The sequence below is a fragment of the Streptomyces sp. ID05-26A genome, assembly GCF_033794685.1.
GTDB lineage: Bacteria > Actinomycetota > Actinomycetes > Mycobacteriales > Pseudonocardiaceae > Lentzea.
Map to the genome: position 1 here is coordinate 1,178,128 of NZ_JARAYZ010000001.1, position 26,930 is coordinate 1,205,057.

At 69.7% G+C, this 26,930-nt stretch carries 25 protein-coding genes; 9 read left to right on the plus strand and 16 right to left on the minus strand.

The window, feature by feature from the left end; all coding sequences use genetic code 11:
• Positions 1 to 43: 43 nt before the first annotated feature.
• From hutI to PV646_RS05660, 7 genes are all read right to left on the minus strand, one after another.
• Complete coding sequence (gene hutI, locus PV646_RS05630) at positions 44 to 1,177, minus strand: imidazolonepropionase (protein ID WP_500340399.1); 1,134 nt, start codon at positions 1,175 to 1,177, stop codon at positions 44 to 46.
• Complete coding sequence (locus PV646_RS05635) at positions 1,174 to 2,448, minus strand: formimidoylglutamate deiminase (protein ID WP_500340400.1); 1,275 nt, start codon at positions 2,446 to 2,448, stop codon at positions 1,174 to 1,176. The genes hutI and PV646_RS05635 overlap by 4 nt, the downstream gene beginning before the upstream one ends.
• The gene (locus PV646_RS05640; RefSeq protein WP_500340401.1) at positions 2,445 to 3,614 is read right to left on the minus strand and encodes an allantoate amidohydrolase; all 1,170 of its coding nucleotides are present in this window, start codon (positions 3,612 to 3,614) and stop codon (positions 2,445 to 2,447) included. Before PV646_RS05640 ends, PV646_RS05635 begins: the two co-directional genes overlap by 4 nt.
• Positions 3,614 to 5,254, minus strand: coding sequence for a urocanate hydratase (hutU, locus tag PV646_RS05645; protein WP_500340402.1), 1,641 nt, complete (start codon positions 5,252 to 5,254; stop codon positions 3,614 to 3,616). Before hutU ends, PV646_RS05640 begins: the two co-directional genes overlap by 1 nt.
• A complete protein-coding gene (gene hutH, locus PV646_RS05650) occupies positions 5,254 to 6,759 on the minus strand; it encodes a histidine ammonia-lyase (protein WP_500340403.1) in 1,506 nt (501 codons plus the stop codon). Before hutH ends, hutU begins: the two co-directional genes overlap by 1 nt.
• Positions 6,760 to 6,834: 75 nt before the next feature.
• On the minus strand, positions 6,835 to 7,731 hold the full coding sequence (locus PV646_RS05655; protein ID WP_500340404.1) for a hypothetical protein: 897 nt from the start codon (positions 7,729 to 7,731) through the stop codon (positions 6,835 to 6,837).
• Positions 7,728 to 8,255, minus strand: a complete 528-nt coding sequence (locus PV646_RS05660; protein WP_189154231.1) for a SigE family RNA polymerase sigma factor — start codon at positions 8,253 to 8,255, stop codon at positions 7,728 to 7,730. Before PV646_RS05660 ends, PV646_RS05655 begins: the two co-directional genes overlap by 4 nt.
• A 113-nt stretch (positions 8,256 to 8,368) precedes the next feature.
• Here PV646_RS05660 and PV646_RS05665 point away from each other — a divergent pair, with 113 nt between their 5' ends.
• From PV646_RS05665 to PV646_RS05680, 4 genes are read left to right on the plus strand one after another with little or no spacing between them, the layout of a single operon-like run.
• On the plus strand, positions 8,369 to 9,154 hold the full coding sequence (locus PV646_RS05665; protein WP_500340405.1) for an IclR family transcriptional regulator: 786 nt from the start codon (positions 8,369 to 8,371) through the stop codon (positions 9,152 to 9,154).
• A 36-nt stretch (positions 9,155 to 9,190) separates the two neighbouring features.
• Positions 9,191 to 9,613 (plus strand): MarR family winged helix-turn-helix transcriptional regulator, encoded by a 423-nt coding sequence (locus PV646_RS05670; protein ID WP_500340406.1) that lies wholly within the window; start codon positions 9,191 to 9,193, stop codon positions 9,611 to 9,613.
• Positions 9,614 to 9,624: 11 nt separating this feature from the next.
• The gene (locus PV646_RS05675; protein ID WP_500340407.1) at positions 9,625 to 10,467 is read left to right on the plus strand and encodes a haloalkane dehalogenase; all 843 of its coding nucleotides are present in this window, start codon (positions 9,625 to 9,627) and stop codon (positions 10,465 to 10,467) included.
• Positions 10,468 to 10,476: 9 nt separating this feature from the next.
• Positions 10,477 to 11,463: a GNAT family N-acetyltransferase gene (locus PV646_RS05680; protein WP_500340408.1), complete on the plus strand. Its 987-nt coding sequence runs from the start codon at positions 10,477 to 10,479 to the stop codon at positions 11,461 to 11,463.
• 31 nt (positions 11,464 to 11,494) lie between these two features.
• Here PV646_RS05680 and PV646_RS05685 read toward each other — a convergent pair whose 3' ends face one another.
• The 4 genes from PV646_RS05685 to PV646_RS05700 are packed head-to-tail and all read right to left on the minus strand — an operon-like array spanning position 11,495 to position 14,776.
• Complete coding sequence (locus PV646_RS05685; RefSeq protein ID WP_500340409.1) at positions 11,495 to 12,391, minus strand: ABC transporter substrate-binding protein; 897 nt, start codon at positions 12,389 to 12,391, stop codon at positions 11,495 to 11,497.
• Positions 12,388 to 13,053, minus strand: coding sequence for an ABC transporter permease (locus tag PV646_RS05690; RefSeq protein ID WP_500340410.1), 666 nt, complete (start codon positions 13,051 to 13,053; stop codon positions 12,388 to 12,390). Before PV646_RS05690 ends, PV646_RS05685 begins: the two co-directional genes overlap by 4 nt.
• A 5-nt stretch (positions 13,054 to 13,058) precedes the next feature.
• Complete coding sequence (locus PV646_RS05695) at positions 13,059 to 13,697, minus strand: ABC transporter permease (protein WP_500340411.1); 639 nt, start codon at positions 13,695 to 13,697, stop codon at positions 13,059 to 13,061.
• Entirely contained in the window at positions 13,694 to 14,776 is a 1,083-nt protein-coding gene (locus PV646_RS05700) for an ABC transporter ATP-binding protein (RefSeq protein WP_500340413.1), read from the minus strand. Before PV646_RS05700 ends, PV646_RS05695 begins: the two co-directional genes overlap by 4 nt.
• A 132-nt stretch (positions 14,777 to 14,908) precedes the next feature.
• Between PV646_RS05700 and PV646_RS05705 the strand changes: the two genes are divergently transcribed.
• Positions 14,909 to 16,459: a bis-aminopropyl spermidine synthase family protein gene (locus PV646_RS05705; protein ID WP_500340414.1), complete on the plus strand. Its 1,551-nt coding sequence runs from the start codon at positions 14,909 to 14,911 to the stop codon at positions 16,457 to 16,459.
• Here the strand turns inward: PV646_RS05705 and PV646_RS05710 are convergent.
• Both PV646_RS05710 and PV646_RS05715 read right to left on the minus strand, forming a co-directional pair.
• Positions 16,421 to 19,597: a sensor domain-containing protein gene (locus PV646_RS05710; RefSeq protein ID WP_500340415.1), complete on the minus strand. Its 3,177-nt coding sequence runs from the start codon at positions 19,595 to 19,597 to the stop codon at positions 16,421 to 16,423. The genes PV646_RS05705 and PV646_RS05710 overlap by 39 nt on opposite strands.
• 225 nt (positions 19,598 to 19,822) lie before the next feature.
• Positions 19,823 to 21,061 (minus strand): NAD(P)-dependent malic enzyme, encoded by a 1,239-nt coding sequence (locus PV646_RS05715; protein ID WP_500340416.1) that lies wholly within the window; start codon positions 21,059 to 21,061, stop codon positions 19,823 to 19,825.
• Positions 21,062 to 21,352: 291 nt separating this feature from the next.
• Here PV646_RS05715 and PV646_RS05720 point away from each other — a divergent pair, with 291 nt between their 5' ends.
• A complete protein-coding gene (locus tag PV646_RS05720; RefSeq protein ID WP_500340417.1) occupies positions 21,353 to 21,952 on the plus strand; it encodes a dTDP-4-dehydrorhamnose 3,5-epimerase family protein in 600 nt (199 codons plus the stop codon).
• On the opposite strand, the gene PV646_RS05725 is transcribed toward PV646_RS05720, so the two are convergent.
• Positions 21,942 to 22,223, minus strand: coding sequence for a S24 family peptidase (locus tag PV646_RS05725; RefSeq protein WP_500342273.1), 282 nt, complete (start codon positions 22,221 to 22,223; stop codon positions 21,942 to 21,944). The two genes, PV646_RS05720 and PV646_RS05725, sit on opposite strands and share 11 nt — an antisense overlap.
• A 97-nt stretch (positions 22,224 to 22,320) precedes the next feature.
• Here PV646_RS05725 and sodN point away from each other — a divergent pair, with 97 nt between their 5' ends.
• Entirely contained in the window at positions 22,321 to 22,728 is a 408-nt protein-coding gene (gene sodN / locus PV646_RS05730) for a superoxide dismutase, Ni (protein WP_093592081.1), read from the plus strand.
• A gap of 87 nt (positions 22,729 to 22,815) precedes the next feature.
• On the opposite strand, the gene PV646_RS05735 is transcribed toward sodN, so the two are convergent.
• Together PV646_RS05735 and PV646_RS05740 are read right to left on the minus strand one after the other, a co-directional pair.
• Positions 22,816 to 25,455, minus strand: a complete 2,640-nt coding sequence (locus PV646_RS05735; RefSeq protein WP_500340418.1) for an alpha/beta hydrolase family protein — start codon at positions 25,453 to 25,455, stop codon at positions 22,816 to 22,818.
• 174 nt (positions 25,456 to 25,629) lie between these two features.
• Positions 25,630 to 25,791, minus strand: a complete 162-nt coding sequence (locus PV646_RS05740; protein WP_500340419.1) for a hypothetical protein — start codon at positions 25,789 to 25,791, stop codon at positions 25,630 to 25,632.
• 68 nt (positions 25,792 to 25,859) lie between these two features.
• Here PV646_RS05740 and PV646_RS05745 point away from each other — a divergent pair, with 68 nt between their 5' ends.
• Both PV646_RS05745 and PV646_RS05750 read left to right on the plus strand, forming a co-directional pair.
• Entirely contained in the window at positions 25,860 to 26,456 is a 597-nt protein-coding gene (locus tag PV646_RS05745) for a histidine phosphatase family protein (RefSeq protein ID WP_500340420.1), read from the plus strand.
• Entirely contained in the window at positions 26,456 to 26,929 is a 474-nt protein-coding gene (locus PV646_RS05750; protein WP_500340421.1) for a GNAT family N-acetyltransferase, read from the plus strand. The genes PV646_RS05745 and PV646_RS05750 overlap by 1 nt, the downstream gene beginning before the upstream one ends.
• The last annotated feature ends 1 nt before the right edge of the window (position 26,930 follow it).

Sequence of the window (26,930 nt, forward strand, 5' to 3'; positions counted from 1 at the left end):
CTTCCGCCAATAGGCCCACACGGAGGGTAATGAGACGCCAGTCTCAATTGGCGCGTTCCCCCCGACGCCACACGGAGTGCGTCAACGGGACTCCCGGCCGGTACGCCAGATGCGTGATCGAGGGTGCGTCCAGAACGTGGAGATCAGCCCTCGCACCAGGCCTGATGACACCCACGTCGGTGCGCCGCAACGCCTGCGCGCCGCCCGCCGTCGCCGCCCAGACCGCTTCCTCGACGCTCATCCGCATCTGCAGGACCGCTGTCGTCACGCAGAACGCCATCGACGAGGTGTACGACGAACCGGGATTGCAGTTGCTGGCGAGCGCCACCGTCGCACCGGCGTCGAGCAGGGCGCGGGCGGGCGGCAGCGACTGGCGGGTCGAGAGGTCGCACGCCGGAAGCAGCGTGGCGACCGTGTCCGACGACGCCAGCGCATCGACGTCGGCTGCCGACAGGTACGTGCAATGGTCCACCGACGCGGCGCCGAGTTCGACGGCCAGCCGCACTCCGGGGCCCTCACCGAGCTGGTTGCCGTGCACGCGCAGGCCCAGGCCCTTCGCCCGGGCCGCCTCCAGCACGGCCTTCGACTGGTCGTAGTCGAAGGCGCCCTTCTCGCAGAACGCGTCCGCCCAGCGCACGAGCGGTGCGACGGCGTCGAGCATCGCGCCTCGGACCAGGTCGACGTAGGTGTCGGCGTCCTCGCCCGGCGGCACGAGGTGGGCGCCGAGGAACGTGACCTCGTCGGCCTGCTCGGCGGCGATGCGCGCGGACCGCACCTCGTCGGCCACGTTCAGGCCGTAACCGGTCTTGGTCTCGATGAACGTCGTGCCCTGCCTGAGGGCTTCGGCGATGTGCCTGCGCAGGACCGCGGCCAGTTCCTCGTCGGTCGCGGCACGGGTCGCGTTCACCGTCACGGCGATGCCGCCCGCGGTGTAGGGCTTGCCGGCCATGCGCGCGCCGAACTCGGCGGTGCGGTCGCCCGCGAACACCAGGTGGGTGTGGCTGTCGACCCAGCCGGGCAGCACCGCGCGGCCCTCGACGTCGACGCGCTCGTCGGCCGCCGGGGCGTTCGACGCGGTGCCCACCCAGGCGATCTCCGCGCCGTCGATCACCAGCGCGTCACCGGCGGACTCGCTGTTGGTCGTCAGCTCACCGATGCCGGTGATCAGCACGCTCATGCCCACAGCTCCTCGATCGCGTCCGCCAGCAGCCTGCCGACGTCTCCCAGCTTCTCGTGCACACCACCACTCGTCACCACCCGGCCACCGACCACCACGGTGTCCACATCGGACGCCGTCGCGGACAGGAGGACCTGCTGCGGCAACGATCCCGCGGTGCGCGGTGTCGAGCAGCTGATCGCCACCAGGTCACAGGGTGCTCCCACCTCGATGCGTCCGCCGTCCCAGCCGATCGCCGAGTGACGGGTCGCCGCTTCGAGCAGTTCGGCCGGCGAGAACCGGCCGCGCTGACCGGTGCGGAGGCGTTCGTCGTGTTCCAGCGCGCGGGTTTCCAGCAGCGGGTCGATCACCGCGTGCTGGTCGCTGCCCAGCGAGATCGGGCTGCCCGCGTCGGCCAGTTCGCGCGCCGGGCCGATGCCGTCGGCCAGGTCCGCCTCGGTCGTCGGGCAGAAGCACGCACCGGTGCCGGACGAGCCCAGCAGTGCGATGTCCTCCGGCGTGAGGTGCGTGGCGTGCACGGCCGTCGTTCTGGGTGACAGCGCGCCGGCCTCGTGCAGCAGGCCGGTCGGCGTCATCCCGTACGCGGCGAGGCAGGCCTCGTTCTCGGCGGGCTGTTCGGAGAGGTGCACGTGCAGTGGAGCGTCCGGAAACGCTTGTGCCACCGTGGAAAGCTCGGCTCGCGGTACCGCGCGGACCGAGTGGATCGCGGCACCGACGCGCATCACGTCGTCGGGCTTCAGGTCGGCGACCCGGGTCGCCCACGCCTCGGCCGTGCCGTCGGAGAAGCGCTGCTGCACCTCGTTGACGGGCTGGTCGATCCCGCCCGCGAGGTAGCAGGTGTCGAGCAACGTCAGCCGGATTCCGGCATCGGACGCCGCCTCGCGCAGTGCGTACCCGAACTCGTTCGACCTGTCGTGGACGTAGTGGAACTCGCCCACGGCCGAGACCCCGGCGAGCGCCATCTCGCCGTAGACCGCACGGGCCAGGCGGTAGTACGACTGCGGGGTGAGGCGGGAGGCCAGCGCGTACATGCCCTCGCGCCACGTCCAGAACGTGCCACCGCCGTCGTGCGTCCGGCCCCGCAGCGCCCGGTGGAACGCGTGCGAGTGGGCGTTCGCGAAACCGGGCACGACGACGCCGTGCAACCGGCGCACACCCAGCGGGATCGTGTCCACTGTGGACACGGAGGCGATCACGCCGTTCTCGACCCTGATCAGGACGCGCTCGGCGAGCCCGGCGGGCAACCAGGCTCGCTCGCACCAGAAGTTCACGAGCCGAGGTGTTCGATCGTCGCGGCCAGCGCCCGGACGCCCTCGTCGACGTCGGCCTGCTCGGCGAACTCCTCCGGCGCGTGACTCACGCCGGTGGGGTTGCGCACGAACAACATCGCGGTCGGCACGTGCTCGGCGAGGATGCCCGCGTCGTGGCCGGCGCCGGTCGGCAGTGCCGGAACACCACCGAGCGCACCCGCGATGTCGTCCCGCAGACCTGAGTCGAAGTACACCGTGTCGCCGTACGACTCCTCGGTGATCCGCAGCTCGCAGCCCTCCTCCTTGGCGGCCTGGTGAGCCGCCTCGGAGATCTCTGCGACCATCGCACGGGTGCGTGCGTCGTCGCTGTCCCGCGCGTCCAGCCAGACGTCCACGGTGGACGCGATGACGTTGGTGCCACCGGGGTTGGGGACGAGCCTTCCCACGGTGGCACGTCCGCCACCCCTGGCCGCCTTCCTGGCGGCGAGGACGAGCTGGGACGCCGGGAGCATCGGGTCACGACGGTCTTCGATCAACGTCGCCCCGGCGTGGTTTCCCTCGCCGGAGAAGGTGAAGCGCCACCGGCCGTGCGCGAGGATGCTGGAAGCGACGCCGACCGGAACGGTGAGGCCCCGGCCCTGTTCGACGTGCAGCTCTACGAACTGGCCGATGCGCTTCAACGCCCGTTCGTCGCGGCCGGCCAGATCGGGGTTGTAGCCGGCCGCCTTCATCGCCTCGGCGAGCGTGATGCCGTCCGGGTCCTTGAGCGCCAACGCCTTCTCCGGCGAGATGGCGCCGGTCAGCAACCGCGAACCGAGGCACGCGACACCGAACCGTCCGCCTTCCTCCTCGGCGAAAACCGTGATCGCGAACGGCCGAGCAGGCGTAAAACCCTTGGCCTGCAAGAGATCCACGGCTTCCAGCGCCGACGTCACCCCGAGCGGCCCGTCGAAGGCGCCACCACCGGGAACCGAGTCCAGGTGGCTGCCGGTGATGAGCGCGTTGTCGCCGCGCTCGCCCCACCACGCCCAGAGGTTGCCGTTCTGGTCGGTCTCCACGTTGAGACCGCGCCGGACCGCCTGTTCCACGAACCAGTGCCGCAGTTCGAGTTCGGGCTTGTTGTAACCGTGGCGCGAGTAACCGCCGCGCTTCGGGTCCTTGCCGACGTCCGCGATCTGGTCGAGCATCAGCCCTCCATCGGAATGCGCACACCCTTGTCGGCCGCGACCGACCTGGCCTCGTCGTACCCGGCGTCCACGTGCCGGATGACGCCCATGCCGGGGTCGTTGGTCAGCACGCGCTCGATCTTCTGCGCCGCGAGCTCGGTGCCGTCCGCGACCGTCACCTGACCGGCGTGGATCGAGCGCCCGATGCCCACGCCACCACCGTGGTGGATCGACACCCAGGTCGCACCCGAGGCCGTGTTGACCAGGGCGTTGAGCAGCGGCCAGTCCGCGATCGCGTCGGAACCGTCGGCCATCGCCTCGGTCTCGCGGTACGGGGAGGCCACTGAGCCGCAGTCGAGGTGGTCGCGGCCGATGACGATCGGCGCGGACAGCTCGCCGGACGCGACCATCTCGTTGAACTTCAGGCCCGCGAGGTGCCGTTCGCCGTAGCCGAGCCAGCAGATGCGGGCGGGCAGGCCCTGGAACTCGACGCGCTCACCGGCCATCTTGATCCAGCGGTGCAGCTGCTCGTTCTCCGGGAACAGCTCGAGGATCGCCTTGTCGGTCTTGGCGATGTCCTCCGGGTCACCCGAGAGCGCGGCCCAGCGGAACGGGCCCTTGCCCTCGCAGAACAACGGGCGGATGTAGGCGGGCACAAAACCGGGGAACGCGAACGCGCGGTCGTAACCGCCGAGCTGCGCCTCACCGCGGATCGAGTTGCCGTAGTCGAACACCTCGGCGCCGCGGTCCATGAACCCGACCATCGCCTCGACGTGGTCGGCCATCGACTTGCGGGCGCGGTCGGTGAACTCGTCCGGCTTCGCGGCGGCGTAGTCCTGCCACTCGTCCAGCGAGACACCGACTGGCAGGTACGCCAACGGGTCGTGCGCCGACGTCTGGTCCGTGACGATGTCGACGGCGACCTCGCGGCGCAGCAACTCGGGCAGGATCTCCGCCGCGTTGCCCACGACACCGACGGACACGGCCTCACCGGCGGCCTTGGCGGCCAGCACGCGCTCGATGGCGCTGTCGAGGTCCTCGGCCAGCTCGTCCAGGTAGCGGGTCTCCAGACGACGCTGGGCGCGGTGTGGGTCGACCTCGATGCACAGCGCGACACCGTCGTTCATCGTGACGGCGAGCGGCTGCGCGCCACCCATGCCGCCGAGGCCCGCGGTGACCGTCAGGGTGCCCTTGAGAGTCCCGTTGAAGCGCTTGGTGGCGACGGCGGCGAACGTCTCGAAGGTGCCCTGCAGGATGCCCTGGGTGCCGATGTAGATCCACGAACCGGCGGTCATCTGCCCGTACATCGTGAGGCCCTCGGCCTCCAGGCGGCGGAACTCGGGCCAGTTCGCCCAGTCCGGCACGAGGTTCGAGTTCGCGATGAGCACGCGCGGCGCCCACTCGTTCGTGCGCATGACGCCGACCGGACGGCCGGACTGCACGAGCAACGTCTCGTCGGCTTCGAGGTTCTTCAGCTCGCGGGTGATGGCGTCGAAGGACGGCCAGTCGCGCGCGGCCTTGCCTGTGCCGCCGTAGACGACGAGGTCCTCGGGACGCTCGGCGACGTCGGGGTCGAGGTTGTTGTGGAACATCCGCAGGGCGGCCTCGGTGGACCAGTTCTTCGCGGTCAGTTCCGTGCCGCGGTCAGCGCGTACGACCATCACAGGTCTCCACTTCGAATCAGGGCCTCGGCGGCGGCGATCTCGGGTGCGAGGTGGCGGTCGGGGCCGGGCCCCAGGACCGTCTCGCGCAGCTTCGCCACGGCGGCGGCCGTCGCGGGGGCGGGCTTGAGGGGCGCACGCAGGTCGAGCGCCCGTGCGGCGGTGAGCAGCTCGATGGCCAGCACGGTCGTGAGACCGTCCACGGCCTTGCGCAGCTTGCGAGCAGCAGACCAGCCCATCGACACGTGGTCCTCCTGCATCGCGGAGGACGGGATCGAGTCGACGGACGCCGGCACCGCGAGGCGCTTGAGCTCGGACACGATCGCCGCCTGGGTGTACTGGGCGATCATGTGGCCGGAGTCGACGCCGGGGTCGTCCGCGAGGAACGGCGGCAGGCCGTGCGAGCGCGAGACGTCGAGCATGCGGTCGGTGCGGCGCTCGGCGATCGAGGCCACGTCCGCGAGGGGGATGGCCAGGAAGTCGAGCGCGTAGGCGACCGGGGCGCCGTGGAAGTTGCCGTTGGACTCGACCCGTCCGTCGGCCAGCACCACCGGGTTGTCGATCACGGACGCCAGCTCGCGGTCGGCCACCGTCGCCGCGTACGCCACGGTGTCGCGGGCCGCGCCGTGCACCTGCGGGGAGCAGCGCAGCGAGTACGCGTCCTGCACGCGGGTGCAGTCCGGGCCGCGGTGCGACGCGACGATCTCGGAGTTCTTGAGGAACGCGAGCATCCGGGCGGCGCTGAGGTTCTGGCCGGGGTGCGGGCGCAGCGCGTGCAGCTCCGGCTCGAAGACCCGGTCGGTGCCGAGCAGGGCCTCGACGCTCATCGCGGCCGTGAGGTCCGCGATGTCCAGCAGCCTGGTGAGGTCCGCGATCGCCAGCGACAGCATGCCGAGCATGCCGTCGGTGCCGTTGATCAGCGCGAGGCCTTCCTTCTCGGCCAGCTGCACCGGTTCGATGCCCGCTTCGGCCAGCGCGTCGGCGGCGGGCACCAGCTCGTCGCGGGAGTTGCGGACCATGCCCTCGCCCATCAACGCCAGCGCGTTCGCGGAGAGCGGCGCGAGGTCGCCGGAGCAGCCCAGCGAGCCGTACTCGTGCACGATCGGCGTGATGCCGGCGTTCAGCATCCCGGCCATCGCGTCCACAGTGGACAGCCGGACGCCGGTGTGGCCGGTCGAGAGCGTGCGCAGGCGCAGCAGCATCAGCGCCCGCACGACCTCGCGTTCGACCTCGGGACCGGACCCGGCGGCGTGCGAGCGGATCAGCGACCGCTGCAGCTGGGCGCGGCGGTCCGGCGGGATGTGCCGGACGGCGAGCGCGCCGAACCCGGTCGAGACGCCGTAGGTGGGGCGTTCGGCCGTGGCGAGCTGTTCGATGTGGGCGCGGGCGGCGGTGACCGCCTCACGGGCCGCCGCGGTGATCTCCACCGGGGCGCCGTCGCGGGCGACGGCATGAACGTCCTCGAGGGTCAGAGGCTTCGGACCCAGCTCCACCGGTTGTCGCATGCAGACATCACAGCGCTCCGGGGCCGACTCAGCGACCCCGGAGCGCCCGATGGTGTCTGGGATGCCAGACGAGGGCTAGATGCCCTTGCCGATCCAGTCCGCGTCGGCCGAGCTCACGAGCTCGACCTCGTTCACCAGTTCGACCAGCCGGTCGGAGTAGGCGCTCGAGGTCGCCCAGATCCACCGGCCGCCGTCGGAGACCGCCACGGTGGCGCCCGAGCGCAGACCCTCCCTGCCGCGCACGGACACCGGTTCGGCCGCGGCCAGTTCCGGCTTCTGCGTCGCCACGTGCACGGTGGCCGAGCCCACGTTCAACGACGCGTCCCACCGGTCCGCCGCGGCGCCCGACATCTGGTCGGCGTACTTGCCCTCGACCTTGAACGGCGCCCGGTGCGTCGCCTTGGCGTCGGCACGCACCGATTCGGCCACGCGCAGGGCGACGGTCCGCACGTCGTCGACACCGCGGACCGACACGTCCAGGGCGTCCTGCGCCTTCCAGACGACGGACGCGGCGCCGTCCGCGACCCGTGCCCAAGCCTTCAGCCCGCGCACGGTGACCTCGTCCCAGCCGGAGGTTTCCGGCATCCCGCCGAGGGCGGTGAGGACGACGCTCGCCTTGCCGTCCGCGAGACTCCACACCCGCGTGACCGCGTTGTTCGTCGTGCGGGAGGTCTCGCCGAAGCCTTCCGGCAGCCAGTGCGGGGCGTACTTGAGCGAGACCTCCCCGCTGCCGACCGGCACGAGCGCGGCGGCGGCGTCGTTGGGGATCGGCGGCGCGTACCTGTCGCTCGCGATGAGTCCGCCGAAGACCAGGACCGCGACGGCGGCGACGCCGGCCGTGGCGATCAGGAAGATGTTGTTCCGCTGCCTCTTGCGCTTGCGCCGCAGCGCGTTGAGCGTCGGCCCCGGATGCGGAGTGCGTTCGGCCAGCTGGCCGAGTGCCTCCTTGATCAGCTGTTCGGTGTCGTTCACGACAGGCCCTCCCCGAGCCGCAACCCGACACCAGCGGGTTCCGGCGTGTGGTCCAGGCGGAGTGTGGCCAGCGCACGTGAGATGTGGCTGCGCACTGTTCCCTCGGCACAACCGAGCATCTGTGCGATCTCCGAGTCCTCGTAGTTCTCGTAGTAGCGGAGCACGACGGCGGCCCGCTGTTTGCGGGGGAGCTTCGCGATCCGCTGCAACATGGCTTCCCGCTCGTCGTAGTGGTGCGTCGTGTCGCCGACGGGCGGGGTGACGGACTCGAGGGTCGTGTTGCAGAGAGCAACGTCCTTCGCGGCCCTGCGTCTGCGCCACGAGAGGTACTCGTTGGTCACCATGCGCTTGACGTAGGCGTGAGGGAGGTCGACTGAACCGATGCGTTCCCATTTCTGCTGCGCTCGCAGCAGCACTTCCTGGACCACGTCCTGGGCCAGGTGCGGGTCGCACGTGAGCACGGTGGCATAGCGCAGCAACGGGGTTACCTGTTCCGCCACGAAGTCATCGAAACTCGGTGTCAATCCCGACCCCCTTCAAAACCGTCACTCCCCTGCAACGCTCCCCGAGCGTGTTCTGTTGAGTCTGCCCTGATGTAGTAACGGCGTGGGCTGCATCACGTGGGAAAATCACAGATGTGGGCAGCAGCAGTGACGTTCCCGCGCTTCGGCGAGGGCTAGCGGTCCTCCGGCTGCTGGCGGGCAGACCGGGGCCCGTCTCCGCGGCATCGGTCGCGCGTGAGCTGAACCTGCCCAGGTCAACGACCTATCACCTGCTCTCGGAGCTGACCGAGGCGGGCTTCGCGACGCACTTCCCCGAGGAGAAGCGCTACGGCCTGGGCGTCGCGGCGTTCGAACTCGGCTCGGCCTACCTGCGCCACGACCCGCTGGAGCGCCTGGCTCGCCCGCTGCTGCGCAAGCTCGCCGATCGGATGGAGAAGGTCGCGCATCTGGGTGTTCTGCACGGAGCGGAGGCCCTGTACCTGGTACGGGAGCAGCCCCGGCAGCCCCAGTCGATCGTGTCCGACGTCGGTGTCCGGCTGCCCGCCCACCTGACGGCCTCGGGCCGCGCGATGCTGGCTCACCTGCCTCCGGCGCAGGTCAGGGCGGTACTGCCGTCCGTCGCGGCGTTCGTCGACCGGACCGGGCGCGGGCCGCACAACCTCCCGGCGCTGCGCCGGTTGCTGACGCTCGAACGACGTCAGGGCTGGTCGGTCGAGGACGGGTTCGTCACGGCGGGGTTCGCCTCGGTGGCGGCGCCGGTGTTCGACCACGGCGAGCGGCCGATCGCGGCGATCACGCTGACGTTCCGGCACGTGTGCGACACGCCGTGCGGCCAAGCATGGCCTGACCTGGCCAAAGAGGTGCGCAAGGCAGCCGAGGAGCTGACGGTCCGGATCGGCGGTCACGCGGCTTCGAGTTAGTAGCCATGTACATAGTAGCCATGTACCGTATCTGCCATGAGCAGTGCGGGACCGACGCCTGGGCACCTCGTGTGGCGTCTGGCGATGAAGTGGCGGACGGCCGTTGACCGCGCGTTGGACCCTCTCGGGCTGACGCACGCGCAGTACGTCGTGCTGTCGTCGCTGGTCGCCCTCGATCGGCCGTCGCAACGCGAACTGGCCGACCACACCGGTCTCGAACCGCTGTACGTCTCGAAGCTGGCACGCTCGCTGGAGGCCTCGGGGTTCATCTCGCGCACCCGTGACGCCGTCGACACCCGGACCATGCGGCTGGCCCTGACCCCGCACGGTCTCGAAGTCGTCGAGCCCGCCATCACGACGGTCCGCTCCCTGATGGACCGCCTGCTGACTCCGCTGGGAGACAGGACCGACGCGCTGTCCCGCGACCTGACCGCGCTGCTCGCCGTTCCCCTCGACTGAGGAGCACCTCGATGCCCGTCGTCCCCGTCCTCGACTCGACCATGCACCACGAGGAGCACGGCACCGCGCCGTTCGTGTTCCTGCACGGCAACCCCGCCTCGTCGCACATCTGGCGCAACGTGCTGCCGGAACTGGGCGGGCTCGCCCCCGACCTCATCGGCATGGGCAGATCCGGCAAGCCGGACATCGGTTACTCGTTCGACGACCACTCCCGCTACCTCGACGCGTGGTTCGACGCCCTCGAACTGGACCGCGTCGTGCTGGTCGGCCACGACTGGGGAGGCTCGCTGGCGTTCGACTGGGCGGCCCGGCATCCGGACCGCGTCGCGGGCGTCGCCTTCTTCGAGACGATGCTGAAGCCCATGAACAGCGCCGACCTCCCGCCTGCCGCGCGGGAACGGACGCGCAGGTTCCGCACCCCCGGCGTCGCCGAGGAACTGGTGCTGGACCAGGACACCCTCGTGCGCCAGGCGTTCACCGGCGGCGTCCGCACCCCCGTCTCGGACGAGGACCTGGCCGTGTACCTGGCGCCGTTCCCCGACCGGGAGAGCCGCCGCCCGTTGCTCGCGTGGGTGCGCCAACTCCCGGTCGACGGCGACCCGCCGGCGCTCATCCCCCGCATGAAGGCCTACGGCGAATGGCTGGGCACGTCACCCGTGCCGAAGCTGTTGATGACCTTCGAGAACTCTCCGACGCTGGCCATCGGACCGGCGCTCGTCGCGTGGTGCAAGGAGAACGTGGCCGCGCTGGACGTCGTCGCGCTGGGCGAGGCCGGGCACCACGCGCAGGAGGACCGGCCGAAGGAGATTGCGGCCAGCGTCACGGCCTGGGCAGATCAGCACAACCTTGCTTAGATCGAAGGTATGGGGGCAAAAGACGAGCAGTATCGCGGGGCGACGGAGGAGTTCGACTTCGTCTCCGCTTCCGCAGAGGACCGGCGCGCAATGTACGAGGCGGTGTCCGCCTGGGTGGTCGAGGAGTCACCCGGCAAGGAGCCACCGCCGTTCGAGGCCTGCGTCGCCATGTGGGAACTCCGCGACGACATCGGTTTCGAGCCGCCGCGCTTCGTCGTCGCACGAGAAGCCGGGAAGATCATCGGCTACGGCGAGGTGCGGATCTCCGAGGTCGAGGCGAACGCGCACCTTGCCACGGCCAACGTGGTGGTGCTGCTGGACCACCGTCGTCGCGGCATCGGCACGGCGTTGCTTCGGGCCATGGTGTCGCTGATGAACGGCCGCACCGTCGTCGAAGCGTGGAGCGTGTTCGGGGGCAGCCCGGGCGAACGATTCGCCGCCGCTCGCGGGTTCCGCGTCGTCTCCACCATGACGAGGCAACGGCTCACCCTCGGAGACCCGCCCGAGGTCGGCGAACTCCCGGCCGAGTACGAGCTCGTCACGTGGAAGGGCGCGGCACCGGAGGAGTTCGTCGAGGCGTACGTCGAGGCGCTCAACGGCATCAGGGACGCGCCACAGGGCGAAACGGCGCTGGACCTCACGCGCAACACGGTCGAGAGCATCCGGCGGGAAGAGGCCTGCACCGTCCCGGTCCGCTGGATCGTCCTCCTGCTGCACGAGGGCGAGGCCGCCGGTGTCACGGTCGTCGAGCTGAACCCGGCCGTGCCCACCGTCGCCGAGCAACTGCACACCGTCGTGCTGCCCGCACATCGCGGCCGAGGGTTCGGCAGGCTCATCAAGGCTCGCATGCTGCACAACCTGGAAGGCGTCGAAACGATCAACACACGCACCAGCAGCGACAACGAGCACATGCTGCGCGTGAACCACTCGCTGGGCTACGAGGACCGCTTCATTTACATGGGCGTACAAGCGAAAACCGCCGACCTGCAGGCGTGAGGCCTGCGGGCCGGCGGTTCTCAGGGGCCGATCAGATGCCGGCGGAGGCCAGCCACTCCTTGGCGACCTTCTCCGGCTCCGGCTTGTCCGGCGCCGACAGCTTCTGGTTGAGGTCCAGCAGCGTCTTCGTGTCGAGCTTCTTCGAAATGGCGTTGAGGGTGTCGCGGACCTGCTGCGACGCCTTCTTCTCGTTGATCAGCGGAAGCACGTTCTGCGCGGCGAAGACGTTCTTCGGGTCCTCCAGCACCACGAACTCGTTGGCCTTGATGGCCGCGTCCGTCGTGAAGAGGTCGGCCGCCTGCACCGTGTTGTCCTTCAGACCCGCGACGGTCACCGGGCCGCCGACGTCGAGGACCTTGAACTCCTTGAACTCACAGGCGTACTTGGCCTTCAGGCCCGGCAGGCCGTCCGCGCGGTCCTGGAACTCCGGCGGGCCGCCGAAGACCAGGTCCTTGCAGTACGGCACGAGGTCGTCGATCGACTTCAGGCTGTACTGGGCCGCGATCTGCTTCGTGACGACGACCGCGTCCTTGTCCTCGGCCGAGGACTTGTCGAGCACGATCAGGTTCTGCGGCAGCGCCTTCTTCAACGCCTCGTACACCTCGTCGGAGCCGACCTGGGTCGCCTCCTTGTTGATGTACTTGAGCAGCACGCCGGTGTACTCGGGGATCAGGTCGATCGAGCCGTCCTGCACACCCTTGTAGTACAGCTCGCGGTTGCCGATGTTCAGTTTCTTCGACACCTTGACGCCCTTGGCGGCCAACGCTTCCGCGTAGATCTCCGCGAGCAGGCGCGACTCGGGGAAGTTGCCCGAACCCACGACGATCGTGTCCGTCGGTGCCGGGTTGTTGGCGCCGCCCGTCAGCGGGTCACCACCGCACGCCGACAGAAGCATCACGGCTGCGACAGCCGTGGCGATGCGCTTCATCTCTTTCCTCCGGTTCCCACTGGACGCAGACCTGGCGAGACCGTCAGCCGTTGCAGGCCGGCGAATCCCAGATCGACGAGAACGGCGAGCAGTGCCACGAGCACCGCGCCGGCGAGCATCTGTCCGAAATCCTGCAGGGCGAGGCCGTCGAAGACGAACCTGCCGAGACCACCGGCGCCCGTGTAGGCGGCGATGGTGGCGGTCGCGACCACTTGCAGCGCGGCGCCGCGGAAACCGCCGTAGATCAACGGAAGCGCGTTCGGGATCTCCACCTGGAGCAGCACGCCCGACTCGCGCATGCCGACGCCCCTCGCGGCATCGACCGTCACCGGGTCCACCGCGCGGATGCCGGCGTACGTGCCCGCCATGATCGGTGGGATCGCCAGCAGCACCAGCGCGACGTACACCGGGAAGTCACCGAGGCCCGCCCACAGCACGACGAGGATCAGCACCGCCGTGGTCGGCAGCGCCCTCAGCGCGTTGGAGAGTCCGACGATCACGAACCCGCCCTTGCCGGTGTGCCCGACGAACGCGCCGAGCGGGATCGCGATGAGCGCGGCGATCACCAGGGTCAGCAGCGTGTAGCCGAGGTGTTCCAGCAACCGCACCGGAATCCCGGTCGTGCCGGACCAGTGCGCGGGGTCGAAGAGCCAGCCACCCATTCAGCTCACCTCCCCACCCGTGCCCACGGCGTGAGCAGCCGTCCGATCAGCAACAGCAGGCCGTCCGCGAGCACCGCCAGCACGACCGTCCCGATGAGACCCGCGAGGACCTTGTCGGTGTTGTCGGTCTGGTAGCCCTCGGTGAAGAGCTGGCCGTAGCCGCCGAGACCGACGAGCGCGCCCACGCTCACCATGCTGATGTTCGACACGGTCGCGACCCGCAGGCCCGCGATCGTGACCGGCAGCGCCAGCGGGAAGTCGACGGTGAGGAAGCGCCGCAACGGCCGGAACCCCATCGCGTTCGCCGCGGCGACCACGTTGCCCGGCACCGCGGCCAGCGCGTCCGCGACCGATCGGATCATCAGCGCCACCGTGTAGACGGTCAGCGGCACGATGACGTTGATCTCGTCGAGGATCTTCGTGCCGATCAGCACCGGCGTGATCACGATCAGCGCGATGGACGGGATCGTGAAGAGCACGTTGGCGAACGGGAAGAGCACCGCGCGCGCCCTCCGCGACCGGCTCGCCCACCACCCGATCGGGATGGCGAGCACAAAACCGATCAGCACCGGCACGACGGAGAGCCGGAGGTGCACCTCGGTGACTTCCCAGAACCTTTCCCAGTTCTCGAAAATCCAGGTCACTTCGGGACCTCACCCGCCGCGCGGGCCTTCGCGAGCGCCTGGATCACGTCGTCGGCCCTGACCACGCCGGTGACGGCACCGGCGTCGTCGACCACCACGCCGAGCGCCGACGGCGAGCTGAGCGCCGCGTCGAGCGCGCCCCTGAGACTGGAACCGTCGTAGAGCGAACCACCGGAGATGAGGTCGCGTTCGGTCACCTCGACCTCACCGTCCACACCGGACAGCCAGCCCTTCGGCCGGTTCTGCTCGTCGACGACGAGCGTCCAGTCGGTGATCGTGACGCGCTCACCGAGCTTGGCCGTCGTGACGGGGTGCACGGGCACCTCGGCGTGCAGGAACGTGAGAGTGCGGTAGCCGCGGTCCCGTCCGACGAACGAGGCCACGAAGTCGTTGGCGGGCGAGCTGAGCAGCTCCGTCGGCTTCGCGTACTGCGCGAGGTGCCCGCCCGTCTGGAACACCGCGACGCGCTCGCCGAGCTTGAGCGCCTCGTCGATGTCGTGCGTGACGAACACGATCGTCTTGTCGAGTTCCGCTTGCAGGCGAAGGAGTTCGTTCTGCAGGTCCTCGCGCACGACCGGGTCGACGGCGCTGAACGGCTCGTCCATGAGCAACACGGGCGGGTCCGCCGCGAGCGCGCGGGCGACACCCACGCGTTGCTGCTGACCACCGGAGAGCTGAGCCGGGTACCGCTTGCCGAAGTTCGCGTCGAGCCCGACGATCTCCAGCAGTTCCGCGGCCCGCGTGCGCGCCTTGCGTTTGTCCCAACCGGACAGAAGCGGCACGGTCGCGATGTTGTCCAGCACGGTCCGGTGCGGGAAGAGCCCGGCCTGCTGGATCACGTAGCCGATGCCACGCCGCAGCGTGGGCGGGTCGACGGTGAGGACGTCCTTGCCGTCCACCAGGATCGTGCCCGACGTGGGGTCGATCATGCGGTTGACCATGCGCAGCGACGTCGTCTTGCCACAGCCGGAAGGACCGACGAACACCGTGATGGTGCCCGCCTCGACCGCGAGGTCGAGCTCGTCGACAGCGATGGTCCCGTCCTCGAACCGCTTGGTTACGGCCCGGAACTCGATCACCCTTCGGATCCCTCCGGTCGTGACGACCACCCCGATTGGGCCGCCCTGGATGTAGATCCCAAAGACCTTAACTCGTTCGGCGTACCCCGGCACAACGTTCCACTATGTGACGGGCCGTATGGTTTAGCGCTTGTGACGATCGATCAGGTCCGGCAGTTGGTGGCGGAACGCGGCGTGCACGCCCGCAAAATCCGCGAGGTGTTGTCCCTGCTCAGTGAGGACTGGCACCCGCTGGCAGAACTCGTGCGCCTGCCCGCCGTGCCACGCCGCACCGTGCAGGACCTGCTCAAGGCGCTGGGCGACGACGCCGAATCTTCAGGCGATCGTTACCGCATCGCTCCCGGGCTGGTCGGCGCCTACCGCGCGGAGTTCGGTGTTTCGGGTGTGCGCGACCACACCGACGTGCTGCGGCAGATCCTCGTGGACATCGCGGACGTGCCGCAGCCGTTGTCCTCGTTGGACCACGTGCAGGCGACGGCGGAGACCGCTCTCAACCGCGCGGTGTGGCTGGACTCGGCGTACGACCTGGCGGGCAAGCGGTTGCTGTGTCTCGGTGACCACGACCTCACGTCGCTGGCCGTCGCCGCCGTCAACCCGACCGTGTCGATCACGGTCGTGGACCTCGACGAGCGCCTGCTGGAGTTCATCGACTCACGCGCTCAGGCACGCGGGCTCGACATCCGGACGTTGCACTGCGACATGCGTTTCGGTCTGCCCCAGGCCGTTCTGGAGTCCGTGGACCTGGTCTTCAGCGACCCGCCGTACAGCGCCGAGGGCATGGGCCTGTTCGCCGGCCGCGCCATCGAGGCGTTGGAGGACATCGCTTCCGGCCGGCTGCTGCTCGCGTACGGCTTCTCCGACCGCACGCCCGCGCTCGGCCTGAAGGTGCAGCAGGAACTGCAGAAGCTCGGGCTGGTGTTCGAGGCGATCCTGCCCGCGTTCCACCGCTTCGACGGCGCGCAGGCCATCGGGTCCGCCGCCGACCTCTACGTGTGCCGGCCGACGGGTCGCCGCGCGGTCGCCGGTGGCACGCGGATCTACACGCACGGCGCGCAGTCCGTGGAGTCGTCCGGCCCGTCGCAGGAGGCTTTGTCCGCCCTGTCGGAACTGGCGCCGCGGCCGGAGTCCTCGCCGCCGCCGAAGCCCCGTGCCGCCGGCTGGGCCGAGCCCGTCGGGAAGGGCGCGGCCTCACTCGCCGTGGATCTCTCGGCGGACCCCGGGCCGTGGCTGCTGCGGACCCTCCTCGCCTCGTCTCCCGCCCGGCTGGCGTGCCTGGTGCCGAACAACCATCCCGCGGTGTCGTCCGAGGCCGGGCAGAAGGAACTGCAGGAACTGGTGCAGACCCGGTTCAAGTTGAAGTTCCTGCGCAACAACCCGGACGGCAAGACGACGATCGTCGTTGCCGACCAGGTCCTCGCCGGATCGTTGTCGCTGGGCGAACGCACGGTCCGCGAGGTGCTGATGAAGGCGCACGGCAAGCTGCGCAACGTCTGGCGCGAAGCGTTGATCACCGCGGCGCAGGGCGTGCTGACCAAGCGCCAGGCCGCGGAGATCGTCGACAACGCCTCGGTGTCGCAGGAGGACCTGGACCTGAGGTTGATCGACCTGCCCAAGCACCGGATCGCGGCGCTGCTCCGCGAGATCTCAGCCAGCGCGGGGTATGTGGAGCGGCCCGAGAGCTAGCACCGCGCGGAACTCCTTGGGCGGCACCGGACGCGAGAACAACCAGCCCTGGTACGCGTCCACGCCGACCCCGCGCAGGACGTGGAACTGGGTGGCGGTCTCCACGCCCTCCGCGACGCACTTGCGGCCCATCGCCCGCGCCATGTCCACGACGGCGCGGGCGACGGCGAAGTCCGAGGAGTCGTTGCCCACGCCCGAAACGAAGCGCCGGTCCACCTTGATGATCTGGGCGGGCAGGTCCTTCAGGCGCGCGAGTGACGAGTAGCCGGTGCCGAAGTCGTCGACGGCGAACTGGACGCCGCGCTTCACCAGTTCGTCCATCGACTGGCGGACGCGCGAGGGCAGGTCGACGAACGCCGTCTCGACCAGCTCCAGCACCACGCGTTCCCACGGGACACCGGATTCCATGATCGCGGTCGACACGATGTCGACGAACTCCGGATCACCCGGCACCAGGCCCGCGAGGTTCACGGCGACGGACACCGGACGGCCGTCGGGCGCGGGCCAGGTCGAGGCCTCCTTCAGCGCCGTCCGCAGCACCCAGCGGTCGAGTTCGCGCATCAGGTCGCCCTGCTCGGCGACCGGCAGGAACACGTCCGGCGGCAGCAGTCCGCGATCGGGGTGCGGCCAGCGGACGAGGGCCTCGGCGGTCAGCACGGCGCCGTCGACTCCGACGACGGGCTGGTAGTGCAGCGCCAGGCCGTCGTTCTGCAGGGCCTCGCGGAGCTGGCCTTCGAGGTGCACCTGGCGGTCCGCGGACGCGATCAACGCCGCCGACGCCAGCGACACGCGTCCGGCGCCGGCCCGCTTCGCCTCGAACATCGCGGCGTCGGCGAACCGGAGCAGGTCGGCACCGTTGGCGCGCGAGCCGTTCGGGACGGCGGCGCCGATCGACGCCGAGACCCGGACGAGCTGGCCGTGCACCGGAACGGCGGTCCTGAGCAACGAGGCGACGCGGGTGGCCAGGGCGTCCACACCGCCGACCGAGTCGATGTCCTCGGAGATGATCACGTACTCGTCACCGGACAGGCGGGCGGCGGTGCAGCCGTCGGGCAGGCCGCCCTCCAGCCGTCGCGCCAGTGCCACGAGCAGCTCGTCGCCCGCGTCGTGGCCGAGGGAGTCGTTGACGCGCTTGAAGTTGTCGATGTCGCAGAAGAGGACGGCGACCTTCGCGCGGTCCGGGCCCTCCAGCGCCTTGCCGAGGATCTCCTTGACCAGCGCGCGGTTCGGGAGGCCGGTCAGCTCGTCGTGGGTGGCCTGGTGGCGCAACGCCTCGGCGGCGCGGCGGCGTTCGGTGATGTCGAGGAACACGATCAGCCAGAAGCGGCGGCCGTCGTCCTGCACGGACAGCGCGATGTGCAGTTCGCAGTAGACCTTCTCGCCGTCCGGGCGGACGAGGATGCGCTGCGGGATCTTCTGCGTGCGCTCGGCGGCCCACTGCAGGCCCGGCGACGTGTCCTCGGGGTGGGTGAGCTGCTCGGCGGTCATGCCGCGCAGCTGCTCCAGTTCCATGCCGAGCAGGTCGCACAACGCGTCGTTCGCGTCGACCAGGCGCTCGCCCTCGTCGAACAGGCCGATGCCCACCGGCGTCACGGACACGAGGTCGGTGAAGCGCTGCGAGGAACGCTTCATGCGCGCTTCGGCGGCACGCTGTTCGGTGACGTCCTGGGCGGTGCCGACGGCGAGGTGCCTGCCGTGCGGGCCGTGGACGATCATGCCGTGGCACCGGAAGATGCGCGTCGAGCCGTCGCGGCGCACCACGCGGTGCTCGAACTGCGAGGCGATCTCGTCCACCACCAGCTGGCGGCACGTGTCGTCGACCCAGCCGCGGTCCTCGGGGTGCACCAGGTCGAGGTAGGCCTGGTAGCTGCCGGGGAGTTCGGCGGGCAGGCCGAAGAGCTCGCGCAGCATGTCCGACCACACGACGTCGCCGGTCGCCGGGTTCCACTCCCACATGCCCAGGCGTGCGGCCTGCTGCGCGTCGGCGAGTCTTCGGCGGTCCTCGCGCATCTGACGTTCGAGCGCACGCGCTTCGGTGACGTCCTGGATGGTGCCGTGGTAGCGCTCGATGCGGCCGGACGGCGAGATCTCCGCGCGGGCCCGGCACATGTAGACGCGCTCGCCGACCTCGCTGCGGACCTCGACCTCGACCGGTTCGCCGTCGCTCGCGTGCAGCAACGAGTGCCGGAGAGACTTGACGGCCTCGCGGTCCTCCGGGTGCACGCCGCTGAGCAGGTCGTCGTCCGGGTGCATGCCCAGCTCGGCGTACATCTCCATCAGCACTTCGCTGCGGTGCACGGCCCGCGTGCCCGTCTCGTACGCCCAGCTGCCGATGCGGGCGATGCGCTGCGCCTCGAGCAGCCGCGCCCGTTCCTGGGCGAGCTCGGTGGCCGCGCGCTTGGCCTCGGTGATGTCGCGGATGTAGCCGGTGATCTTGTCCAGGGCGCCGGCGTCGTCCAGCCTCGCCTCGGCGACGCCGCGGATCCACCGCAGCTGGCCGTCCGGGCGGACGATCCGGTACTCGATGTCGATCGGGTCGCCGGTGATCTCGCGACCGTGCCAGTACGTCTCGACCATGTGGAAGTCGTCCGGGTGCACGACGTCGAGAACGGCCTGCGCGCCCGGCACGACGGAGCCGCGGTCGAGGCCGAGGAGCTCGTAGTGCGTGTCCGACCAGACGGTCAATCCGGTGCCGGGGTCGAACTCCCAGGAGCCCAGGTTCGCGACCCGCTGCACCTTGCGCAGGCGGCGCTGCTCGTCGCGCAGCGCGTCCGCGGCGGCGGCCAGGTCGGAGACGTCGATCAGCAGAACGGCCTGCAGGCCCGTGCCGGGAACGGCGTGCCGGGCGACGCGCACCGGCAGTTCGGTGCCGTCCGCGCGCAGCAACCGCAGGTCGGCGGAGTTGCCGAGGAGCAGCTCACCGAGCGCGTGGCCGACCAGGTCGTCGGCTCCCTGCGCGTTCGCGAGGTCCACGGCGGCGGGGTTCGCCTGCATGACGACACCCTTGGCGTCGACGAGCAACGACGGCGCGTCGGGCAGGGTCAGGCCGTCCAGCGTCATCGGAGGTTTCCCGTTCGCCGAAGCAGCCGTCCGTGCCCGGCCGTTCACCACTGTCGCGCGTCCCACCCACTTGGGCACCGACCCACCCTCTCCCGCATTCACCGCCCGCGGCAATTCGGGTGGGCACGACAACGGCACCCGAACGGCGGCAAACACGAACCCTCTCCTCGGGTGAACACCCGAGGAGAGGGACGGTAGCGCTTCAGAGCGTCATCGCCCACCCCTGCACGGGTTAACGAAAAGCCACGTTCGTGGTTCCGGTCTCCGTGGAGATGCAAATGAGTGGCGAATACAAGGGTGCGATCAGGCGACTCCGTCGGCCTTCGCCGCAACGGCCACAGCCGCTGCGACCTCGGGTCCGACGCGCGGATCCAATGCCGAGGGCACAATTCGATCTGGGCCCAAATCATCCTTCGCGACCGCGAGAATGGCATCCGCGGCGGCGAGTTTCATGCCTTCCGTGATCCGTCGCGCACCCGCGTCGAGAGCCCCGCGGAAAATGCCGGGGAACGCGAGCACGTTGTTGATCTGGTTCGGGAAGTCGCTGCGTCCGGTCGCCACGATCGCGGCGTGCCGGGCGGCGACCTCCGGGTGCACCTCGGGGTCCGGGTTCGACAGCGCGAAGACGATCGAGCCGGGCGCCATGCTCGCGATCAGGTCCTCGGAGACCTTGGACGACGAGACGCCGATGAAGACGTCCGCACCCCGCAGCGCCACGTCGATGCCGCCGTCGAGGTTCGTCCGGTTGGTGACCGCCGCGATCTCCTCCTTGACCGGGTTGAGACCGGCCCGGCCCGTGCGGACGATCCCGCGCGAGTCGAGCAGCGTGATGTCGCCGGCACCGGCGGCGAGGAGGATCTTGGCGATCGCGATGCCCGCGGCGCCCGCACCGGAGATGACCACCCGCTGGTCGGCGATGCTCTTGCCGAGGACCGTGTTCGCACCGTTGAGCGCCGCCAGCGACACGACGGCCGTGCCGTGCTGGTCGTCGTGCATGACCGGGCAGTCGAGCGCCTCGATCAGCTTCTGCTCCAGTTCGAAGCAGCGCGGGGCGGAGACGTCCTCCAGGTTCACCGCGCCGAACGACGGGCGGAGCCGGACGAGCGTCTCGACGATCTCGTCCACGTCCGTCGTGTTGAGCACGAGCGGGATGGAGTCGAGGCCGCCGAACGTCTTGAACAGCGCGGACTTGCCCTCCATGACGGGCAGCGACGCGCTCGGGCCGATGTCGCCGAGACCGAGCACCGCGGTGCCGTCGCTGACGACGGCGACGAGGCGGTGCGCCCACGTGTACCTGGCGGCCAGCGAGGGGTCCTCGGCGATGGCCTTGCTCACTCGTGCGACACCAGGGGTGTACGCGATGGACAGCGCCTTCGGGTCAGCGAGCGAGGCGGTCGCGCCGACCTCGAGCTTCCCGCCCAGGTGCGCGTTGAAGATCTCCTCGTCCGTCAACTGCGTCGGATCGGAGTTCTCGATACGGGCTTCGTTCACTGCTGTCACGGCGTCCCTCCTGCGGTGCGGGCGGCGTAGTGGCCCAGACATGGGCTCATCACCAAACGGCGCACCGGCCCAGCGTTGTCACGCCGGGTGCACGGGGCCTGGAAACTCGGTCGATGCCCTCCGACGAGTTGCGTCGGAGAGTCGCCCGAGTGTTGCGGGTTCGGGAAGTGTGGCAGGGTCCCGCGTCGCTGTCTGCGGCGGGGATCACACTTTTTCCGCAGGTCAGAGGGCATGTAGCAAGACGTCCGTCCGGTTTTCTGCACCGACCGGTCAGTTTCCGCTGGCAGGAAGCACCCGATCGGTCAAGAAAGATTGACGCCTTAGAGTGACGGCATGCAGGCGAGTTCGCTGAAAATTGAAGGCGCGTTCGAGTTCACCCCTCGGACTTTTCCCGACGACCGCGGCGTGTTCGTCTCGCCGTACCAGGAGGCCGCCTTCACCGAGGCGGTCGGGCACCCGCTGAGGGTCGCCCAGACCAACCACAGCGTCTCCCGCGCGGGGGCGATCCGCGGCATCCACTACGCGGACGTGCCGCCGTCCCAGGCGAAGTACGTCTTCTGCCCGCGCGGCTCGTTCATCGACGTGATCGTGGACATCCGCGTCGGCTCCCCCACGTTCGGGCAGTGGGACGCCGTGCTGGTGAACTCCACGAAGTGCAACGCGGTCTACCTCGCCGAGGGCCTCGGCCACGCGATGATCGCGCTGGAAGACGACACGACCATGAACTACCTCTGCTCCACCGTCTACAACCCGACCGGCGAACACGGCCTCACGCCACTCGACCCGGCACTCGACCTCCCGTGGCCGCGCGAGCTCGAGTTCCTGTTGTCGGAGAAGGACACCGCCGCCCCGACCCTCGCCGAGGCCCACGAGGCCGGCGTCCTGCCGCGCTACGAGGACTGCCTGGCCCTGTACGCGTCCCTCAAAGCCTGAAACCAGGCCTCGGCCATAGTCGAGCTTTGACGACTCCGAGCACCTCCGCAGGTCCGAGGTGTTCGGAGTCCGTGCTCGCGAACGGGTTGTCTCCCACGACGTGCCACCCCCCGTCCACTTGATGAGAGACACGTTTGATCGAGAGCTGTCCCGGCCTGCTCGCCCATTTCACCAGCACGACGTCGTGGGGCTTGGGCTTCGCACCCCACCTGACCAGCACGATGTCGTCGTTGCGAAGGGCAGGGGCCATCGACGGCCCCCGCACGAGCACGGTGGAGAGACGCGGTCTCAACGATCACCCTTCGGTTAGCCGGAGTAAGGTTCTCCTCGTCGGAGCATCCACTGTTTTTTCATTTCTGGGAGGAACGATGCGACTCGTGTCGCGCATTCTCCGCCCGCGCGTCGAAGCCACCGCGCACTGCGACCTGCCGTGCGGCGTCTACGACCCCGCGCAGGCCCGCATCGAGGCCGAGTCGGTCAAGGCGGTCCAGGAGAAGTACCAGGCCAACGAGGACCCGGAGTTCCGGGAGCGCGCCATCCTGATCAAGGAGCAGCGCAGCGAGCTCGTCAAGCACCACCTGTGGGTGCTGTGGACGGACTACTTCAAGCCGCCGCACTTCGAGAAGTACCCCGAGCTGCACGACCTGTTCAACCGCGCCACCAAGGCCGCGGGTGCGGGCGGCACGAAGGCGTCCATGGACCCGGCCTCGGGTCAGGCGCTGCTCGACCTGATCGCGCAGATCGACAAGATCTTCTGGGAGACCAAGCAGGGCTGAGCCCTTCCTGGCCTTCTCGTCGAACGGCGCCGCTCCCCCGGGCAGGGAGCGGCGCCGTTCGGCGTTTCAGGCGCCGACCACGACCCGTCAGGCCGCGTCGGTGACCTTGCCGATCACCTCGAAGCCGATGCCGGTGGGCGACAGGCCCTCGAACTTCAGCCTGACCTGTTCCTCACCCTCCGCCTCGGTGTCCGCGGCGGTCGGCACCTCGAACTCGAACGTGGTCTCGCCCGTCCGGATGAAGGCGTAGATCCCGACCTGCGTCGACGACAGCGGTCGCGACGGCAACGCTTCCTCTCCCGAGTACCGCAGGAGCCAGTCGGCGTTGACGTCCGTTGTGGACAGTTCGGTGCCGGAGGCGGGCGCCACCGGCGCTCCGTGGAGCGAGACCGACGAGTCCACTGGCTCGGACAGGGTCAGCTTCCACTTCAGGACGCCGCCCTCCACCACGCTGCCGGCGACGGGCGTGACGGTCACCTCGGGTGCGGGGTCGTCGTTGCGAACCAGCAGTCCGCCGGTCGCGGAGCCCACGACCGCGTTGGAGATCGCCTGCACCGAGACCGGATGGCGGACGTCGGCGCCCCACCTGGTGTTGGCGGTGTAGGTCACCGGGATCTCCGCGCGGTTCTCGCCCGGCGCCAGCGTCACGAGCTTGGTGGCGGGCTTGTTGCCCGGCTCGTTGTAGAAGAGCCGGATCACGCGGGTGCCGTTGCCTCCGGCGGTGACGACGATGTTGTGGGTCTGCTCACCTGAGTCACCCTCGTCGACTGTCGTGACAGCGGCGTCGACACGGCCCAGGCGCGTGGGAAGCACGGGAACGAGCCCCTTGTCCCAGCCGTGGGCGTCGATCAGCCACGCCTCGCCGGACGCGGACTCCGGGACCAGTTCCAGCGACGCGACGCGGCCGATGCCGGACGGCAGCGGCACGCGGACTTCCTGCGCCCACAACGAACTCGTCCGGTCGGTGCCGGGCAGACCGGCGACCGAGACGGACCCGAGCGCGTGCTTGCGTCCGTTGTGGTCGGTCACAGCGACACCGAACTTGGACTCCACCGCGTTCGGCGGAACGGCCAGGCGCAGCGCCAGGTCCCGCGAACCGTTCAGCGACACCGGCGCGGACGGCGTGATCACCCCGGCCTGCCCCGCGGCCGTCCACTTCAGCGCGACCGACAGGCGTTCGGGCTGGGCCACCGCACCGCGGAAGCCGACGAAGTGCGGCGAACGTGTGGCGCTGCAGGCGACGGTGACGTCACGCGAGGTCTGCTGGCAGACACGGGCACTGCCGGACACACCGGTGGAACCGTCCGGCACGACGAACGACCTGCGGTCACCGCCGATGGCGTGCGAGAGAACGCGGGCCGGGTCGGCGGACGGGGCGCGGACGCCCGAACCGTCGAGCAACGGCAGCACGGACTCGTCGCGGCCGAGGAACAGCCGCGCGGACGCCGCGAGGTAGGTGGCGCCCATGGTCTGCTGCTGCTCCGCCGTCAGTCGCGTCGGAGCGCCCGGCGTGCACAGCGGATCCGGCTGCTGGCCGGGCCAGAAGTCGTCGGACGCCGGCGCTTCCGCCTGGCCGGGAGTCCACTCGCTGTTGAAGTAGTTGTGGTTCGCGCCGATCATGTACAGGGCGCTGTGCAACGCCTCGCCGCGACTGAGGCCGCGGGTCTGGTCCACGAAGATCTGGCCCTGCAGGTCCGAGACGTCACCGTCGCAGCCGGGCAGGTACGTCACCGAGGGCACGTCCGGCGCTGGGTTGTGGCCGAAGATCGTGGGGCCGATCAGCACGTTCCCGCGGATGTTCCAGCGCACCGGACCGCTGAACCCGGTGTCACCGGGCGGCGGGGTGAGGGTGTCGGTGGCGGCGCGGTTGACGCCCTCACCACCGCGGGAATGGCCCATCAGCAACACCTTGGACAGGTCGGCGGCCGGTCCGGACTTCACCGCGGCGGGCACGGCACCCCGGCCGGAGGCCCAGTCCGCCCACTTCGCCAGGTGGTGGCGCACCAGCGACGAACGACCCTGCGCACCGGCGTCGGCGGTCATCGCGTCCTGGGCGTTGACGCCGTTGGCGGAGATCGACACCGTCAGATATCCCTGCGACGCCAGCAACTGCTGCGCCTTCAGATATCCCTTGTGGCTCGGCACGGCGGTCAGACCGGCGGGACACGGCCAGTTCATCCTGATCTGGTTCGGATCGGACTTGCTATAGCACGTGAAGTGCCTGCCGTGCAGGAGGAGCACGAGCGGCCGTTTGCCGGGTGCACCCTTGGGCGCGACGACGACGGCCTCCATCTCGATCGGCGCCGCGTACTCGGGCAGCTTGATCGGGTCGAGCGCGTACTCACCGGTGGTGGTGGCGTACGGCCCGGGCTTGCCCGGATCCACGTCCGCCGGCGGACGCGGCGCCGGCAACTCGGGCACGGACAGACCGGCGGCCGGAGGCTCCGGCACGTCCAGCCGCTTGCCGGCCGACCGCACCTGGAGCGCGGCGGGGTCCTTCGGCGCGGCCTTCAACGTGAAGCTCCGCAGGTTCGCCGACTCCTGGGCACGGCCGAGGAACCGGTCGCCCTCCCAGAACTCCACACCCGCGTCGAGCAGCGGCACGGGTGCTGGGGTGGTCCACCGGATCTCGTCTCCGGAGACGGTCCAGCCAGGTGGGGAAGGTGGTTCCGGCGCGGCCGACGCGGGCAGCGCCGGTAGTACCGCGACCATCAGAACGGGTAACAAAAGCGCGATTGAACGTCGCATAAGTGGGTCCCCCTCAAAAGGACGATCCACTCCGTTCTAGCGACGTCGTGCAGCACACGGCACGTGATGCGGCCTGGAATCCGCCATTCAAAACGACAATCAGACGGGAGTATTACGCCGTTCGGCCCATGACCCGTGGTGTGGCGGGCACTTTCACACCCCTCTGGTGTCCGTACCCCGCTCGTTCTGACTCAGCTTGTTCCACGTCGAGGTCAGCTCCGCCCGGAGGCGTGCGACACGAACCCCGAAGGCCTCGCGGATCTCCTGGGCGTCGACCTCGTCGGGCGCGCCGTGGTCGGGATGCTCGGCGGTCATGGCGCGCTGGGTACCTCAGAGGAGGACTCCCCCAAACGTGCGCCCCGTCACTCCCTAGGATCGAACAGGTGAGCACCCACCTCTACCTGCTGCGTCACGGCCAGACCGAGTGGTCCGAGAGCGGCAGGCACACGGGACGCACTGACATCGAGCTGACGCCCGAGGGCGAGCAGCAGGCACGCCGCGCGGGCGCCTTGCTCGCCCGGCTGAGAGGCACGGACCAGGCCCCCGCACTCGTGCTGACCAGCCCGCGGCAGCGCGCCACCAGAACGGCCGCGCTGGCCGGGCTGGAGGTCGGCGTGACGACCGAGGACCTGGCCGAGTGGGACTACGGCGACTACGAGGGCATCACCACGCCGCAGATCCGCGAGCGCGTGCCCGGCTGGACGGTGTGGACACACCCGAACCCGAACGGCGAGTCGCACGCGGACGTGCAGGAGCGGGCGCGGAAGGTGCTCGGCGAGGTGCGCAAGATCCTGCCCGGCGGCGACGTCGTGCTCGTGGGTCACGGGCACTTCAGCCGCGTCCTGATCGCGGCCTGGCTCGGCCTCGCGCCCGACCAGGGCGTCCACTTCGGACTGGACCCGGCCGGCATCTGCCAGCTGGGCGACGAGCGGGGCGACCCGCAGGTGCGCAGGCTCAACGTGCCTGCCTGGGAGGTGTGATGATCCGGCGGGTGGAACCGCGTGACGTCGACGCGGTCGTGGCGCTGGTCTACGAACTGGCGCTGTACGAGAAGGCACCGGAGCAGTGCCACCTCACCTCGGCGCAGTTGCACACCGCGTTGTTCGGCGAGAGCCCCGCGCTGTTCGGTCACGTGGCCGAAGTGGACGGTCAGGTCGTCGGGATCGCGTTGTGGTTCCTCAACTTCTCGACGTGGGACGGCGTGCACGGCATCTACCTCGAAGACCTGTACGTCACGCCGGACCAGCGCGGCAAAGGCCTCGGGAAGCAGTTGCTGGAAGCGCTTGCCCAGGAGTGCGTCGCGAAGGGCTACAGCCGTCTCCAGTGGTGGGTGCTCAACTGGAACGAACCCAGCATCGGGTTCTACAAGTCCTTGGGTGCCATACCGATGGACGAGTGGACGACCATGCGCGTCTCGGACGAGGCCCTGGTCAGGCTCGGCACTGCACGCTGAA

Bases quoted from the DNA above. Each gene is read 5' to 3' on its own strand.
- hutU (WP_500340402.1), bottom strand. From the start codon at position 5,254: ATGGTCGTACGCGCTGACCGCGGCACGGAACTGACCGCGAAGAACTGG.
- PV646_RS05685 (WP_500340409.1), bottom strand. From the start codon at position 12,391: ATGAAGCGCATCGCCACGGCTGTCGCAGCCGTGATGCTTCTGTCGGCG.
- PV646_RS05690 (WP_500340410.1), bottom strand. From the start codon at position 13,053: ATGGGTGGCTGGCTCTTCGACCCCGCGCACTGGTCCGGCACGACCGGG.
- PV646_RS05740 (WP_500340419.1), bottom strand. From the start codon at position 25,791: ATGACCGCCGAGCATCCCGACCACGGCGCGCCCGACGAGGTCGACGCC.
- hutH (WP_500340403.1), bottom strand. From the start codon at position 6,759: ATGCGACAACCGGTGGAGCTGGGTCCGAAGCCTCTGACCCTCGAGGAC.
- PV646_RS05670 (WP_500340406.1), top strand. From the start codon at position 9,191: ATGAGCAGTGCGGGACCGACGCCTGGGCACCTCGTGTGGCGTCTGGCG.
- PV646_RS05715 (WP_500340416.1), bottom strand. From the start codon at position 21,061: ATGTCTGGGCCACTACGCCGCCCGCACCGCAGGAGGGACGCCGTGACA.
- PV646_RS05750 (WP_500340421.1), top strand. From the start codon at position 26,456: ATGATCCGGCGGGTGGAACCGCGTGACGTCGACGCGGTCGTGGCGCTG.
- PV646_RS05680 (WP_500340408.1), top strand. From the start codon at position 10,477: ATGGGGGCAAAAGACGAGCAGTATCGCGGGGCGACGGAGGAGTTCGAC.
- PV646_RS05640 (WP_500340401.1), bottom strand. From the start codon at position 3,614: ATGCTCGACCAGATCGCGGACGTCGGCAAGGACCCGAAGCGCGGCGGT.
- hutI (WP_500340399.1), bottom strand. From the start codon at position 1,177: ATGAGCGTGCTGATCACCGGCATCGGTGAGCTGACGACCAACAGCGAG.
- sodN (WP_093592081.1), top strand. From the start codon at position 22,321: ATGCGACTCGTGTCGCGCATTCTCCGCCCGCGCGTCGAAGCCACCGCG.
- PV646_RS05675 (WP_500340407.1), top strand. From the start codon at position 9,625: ATGCCCGTCGTCCCCGTCCTCGACTCGACCATGCACCACGAGGAGCAC.
- PV646_RS05720 (WP_500340417.1), top strand. From the start codon at position 21,353: ATGCAGGCGAGTTCGCTGAAAATTGAAGGCGCGTTCGAGTTCACCCCT.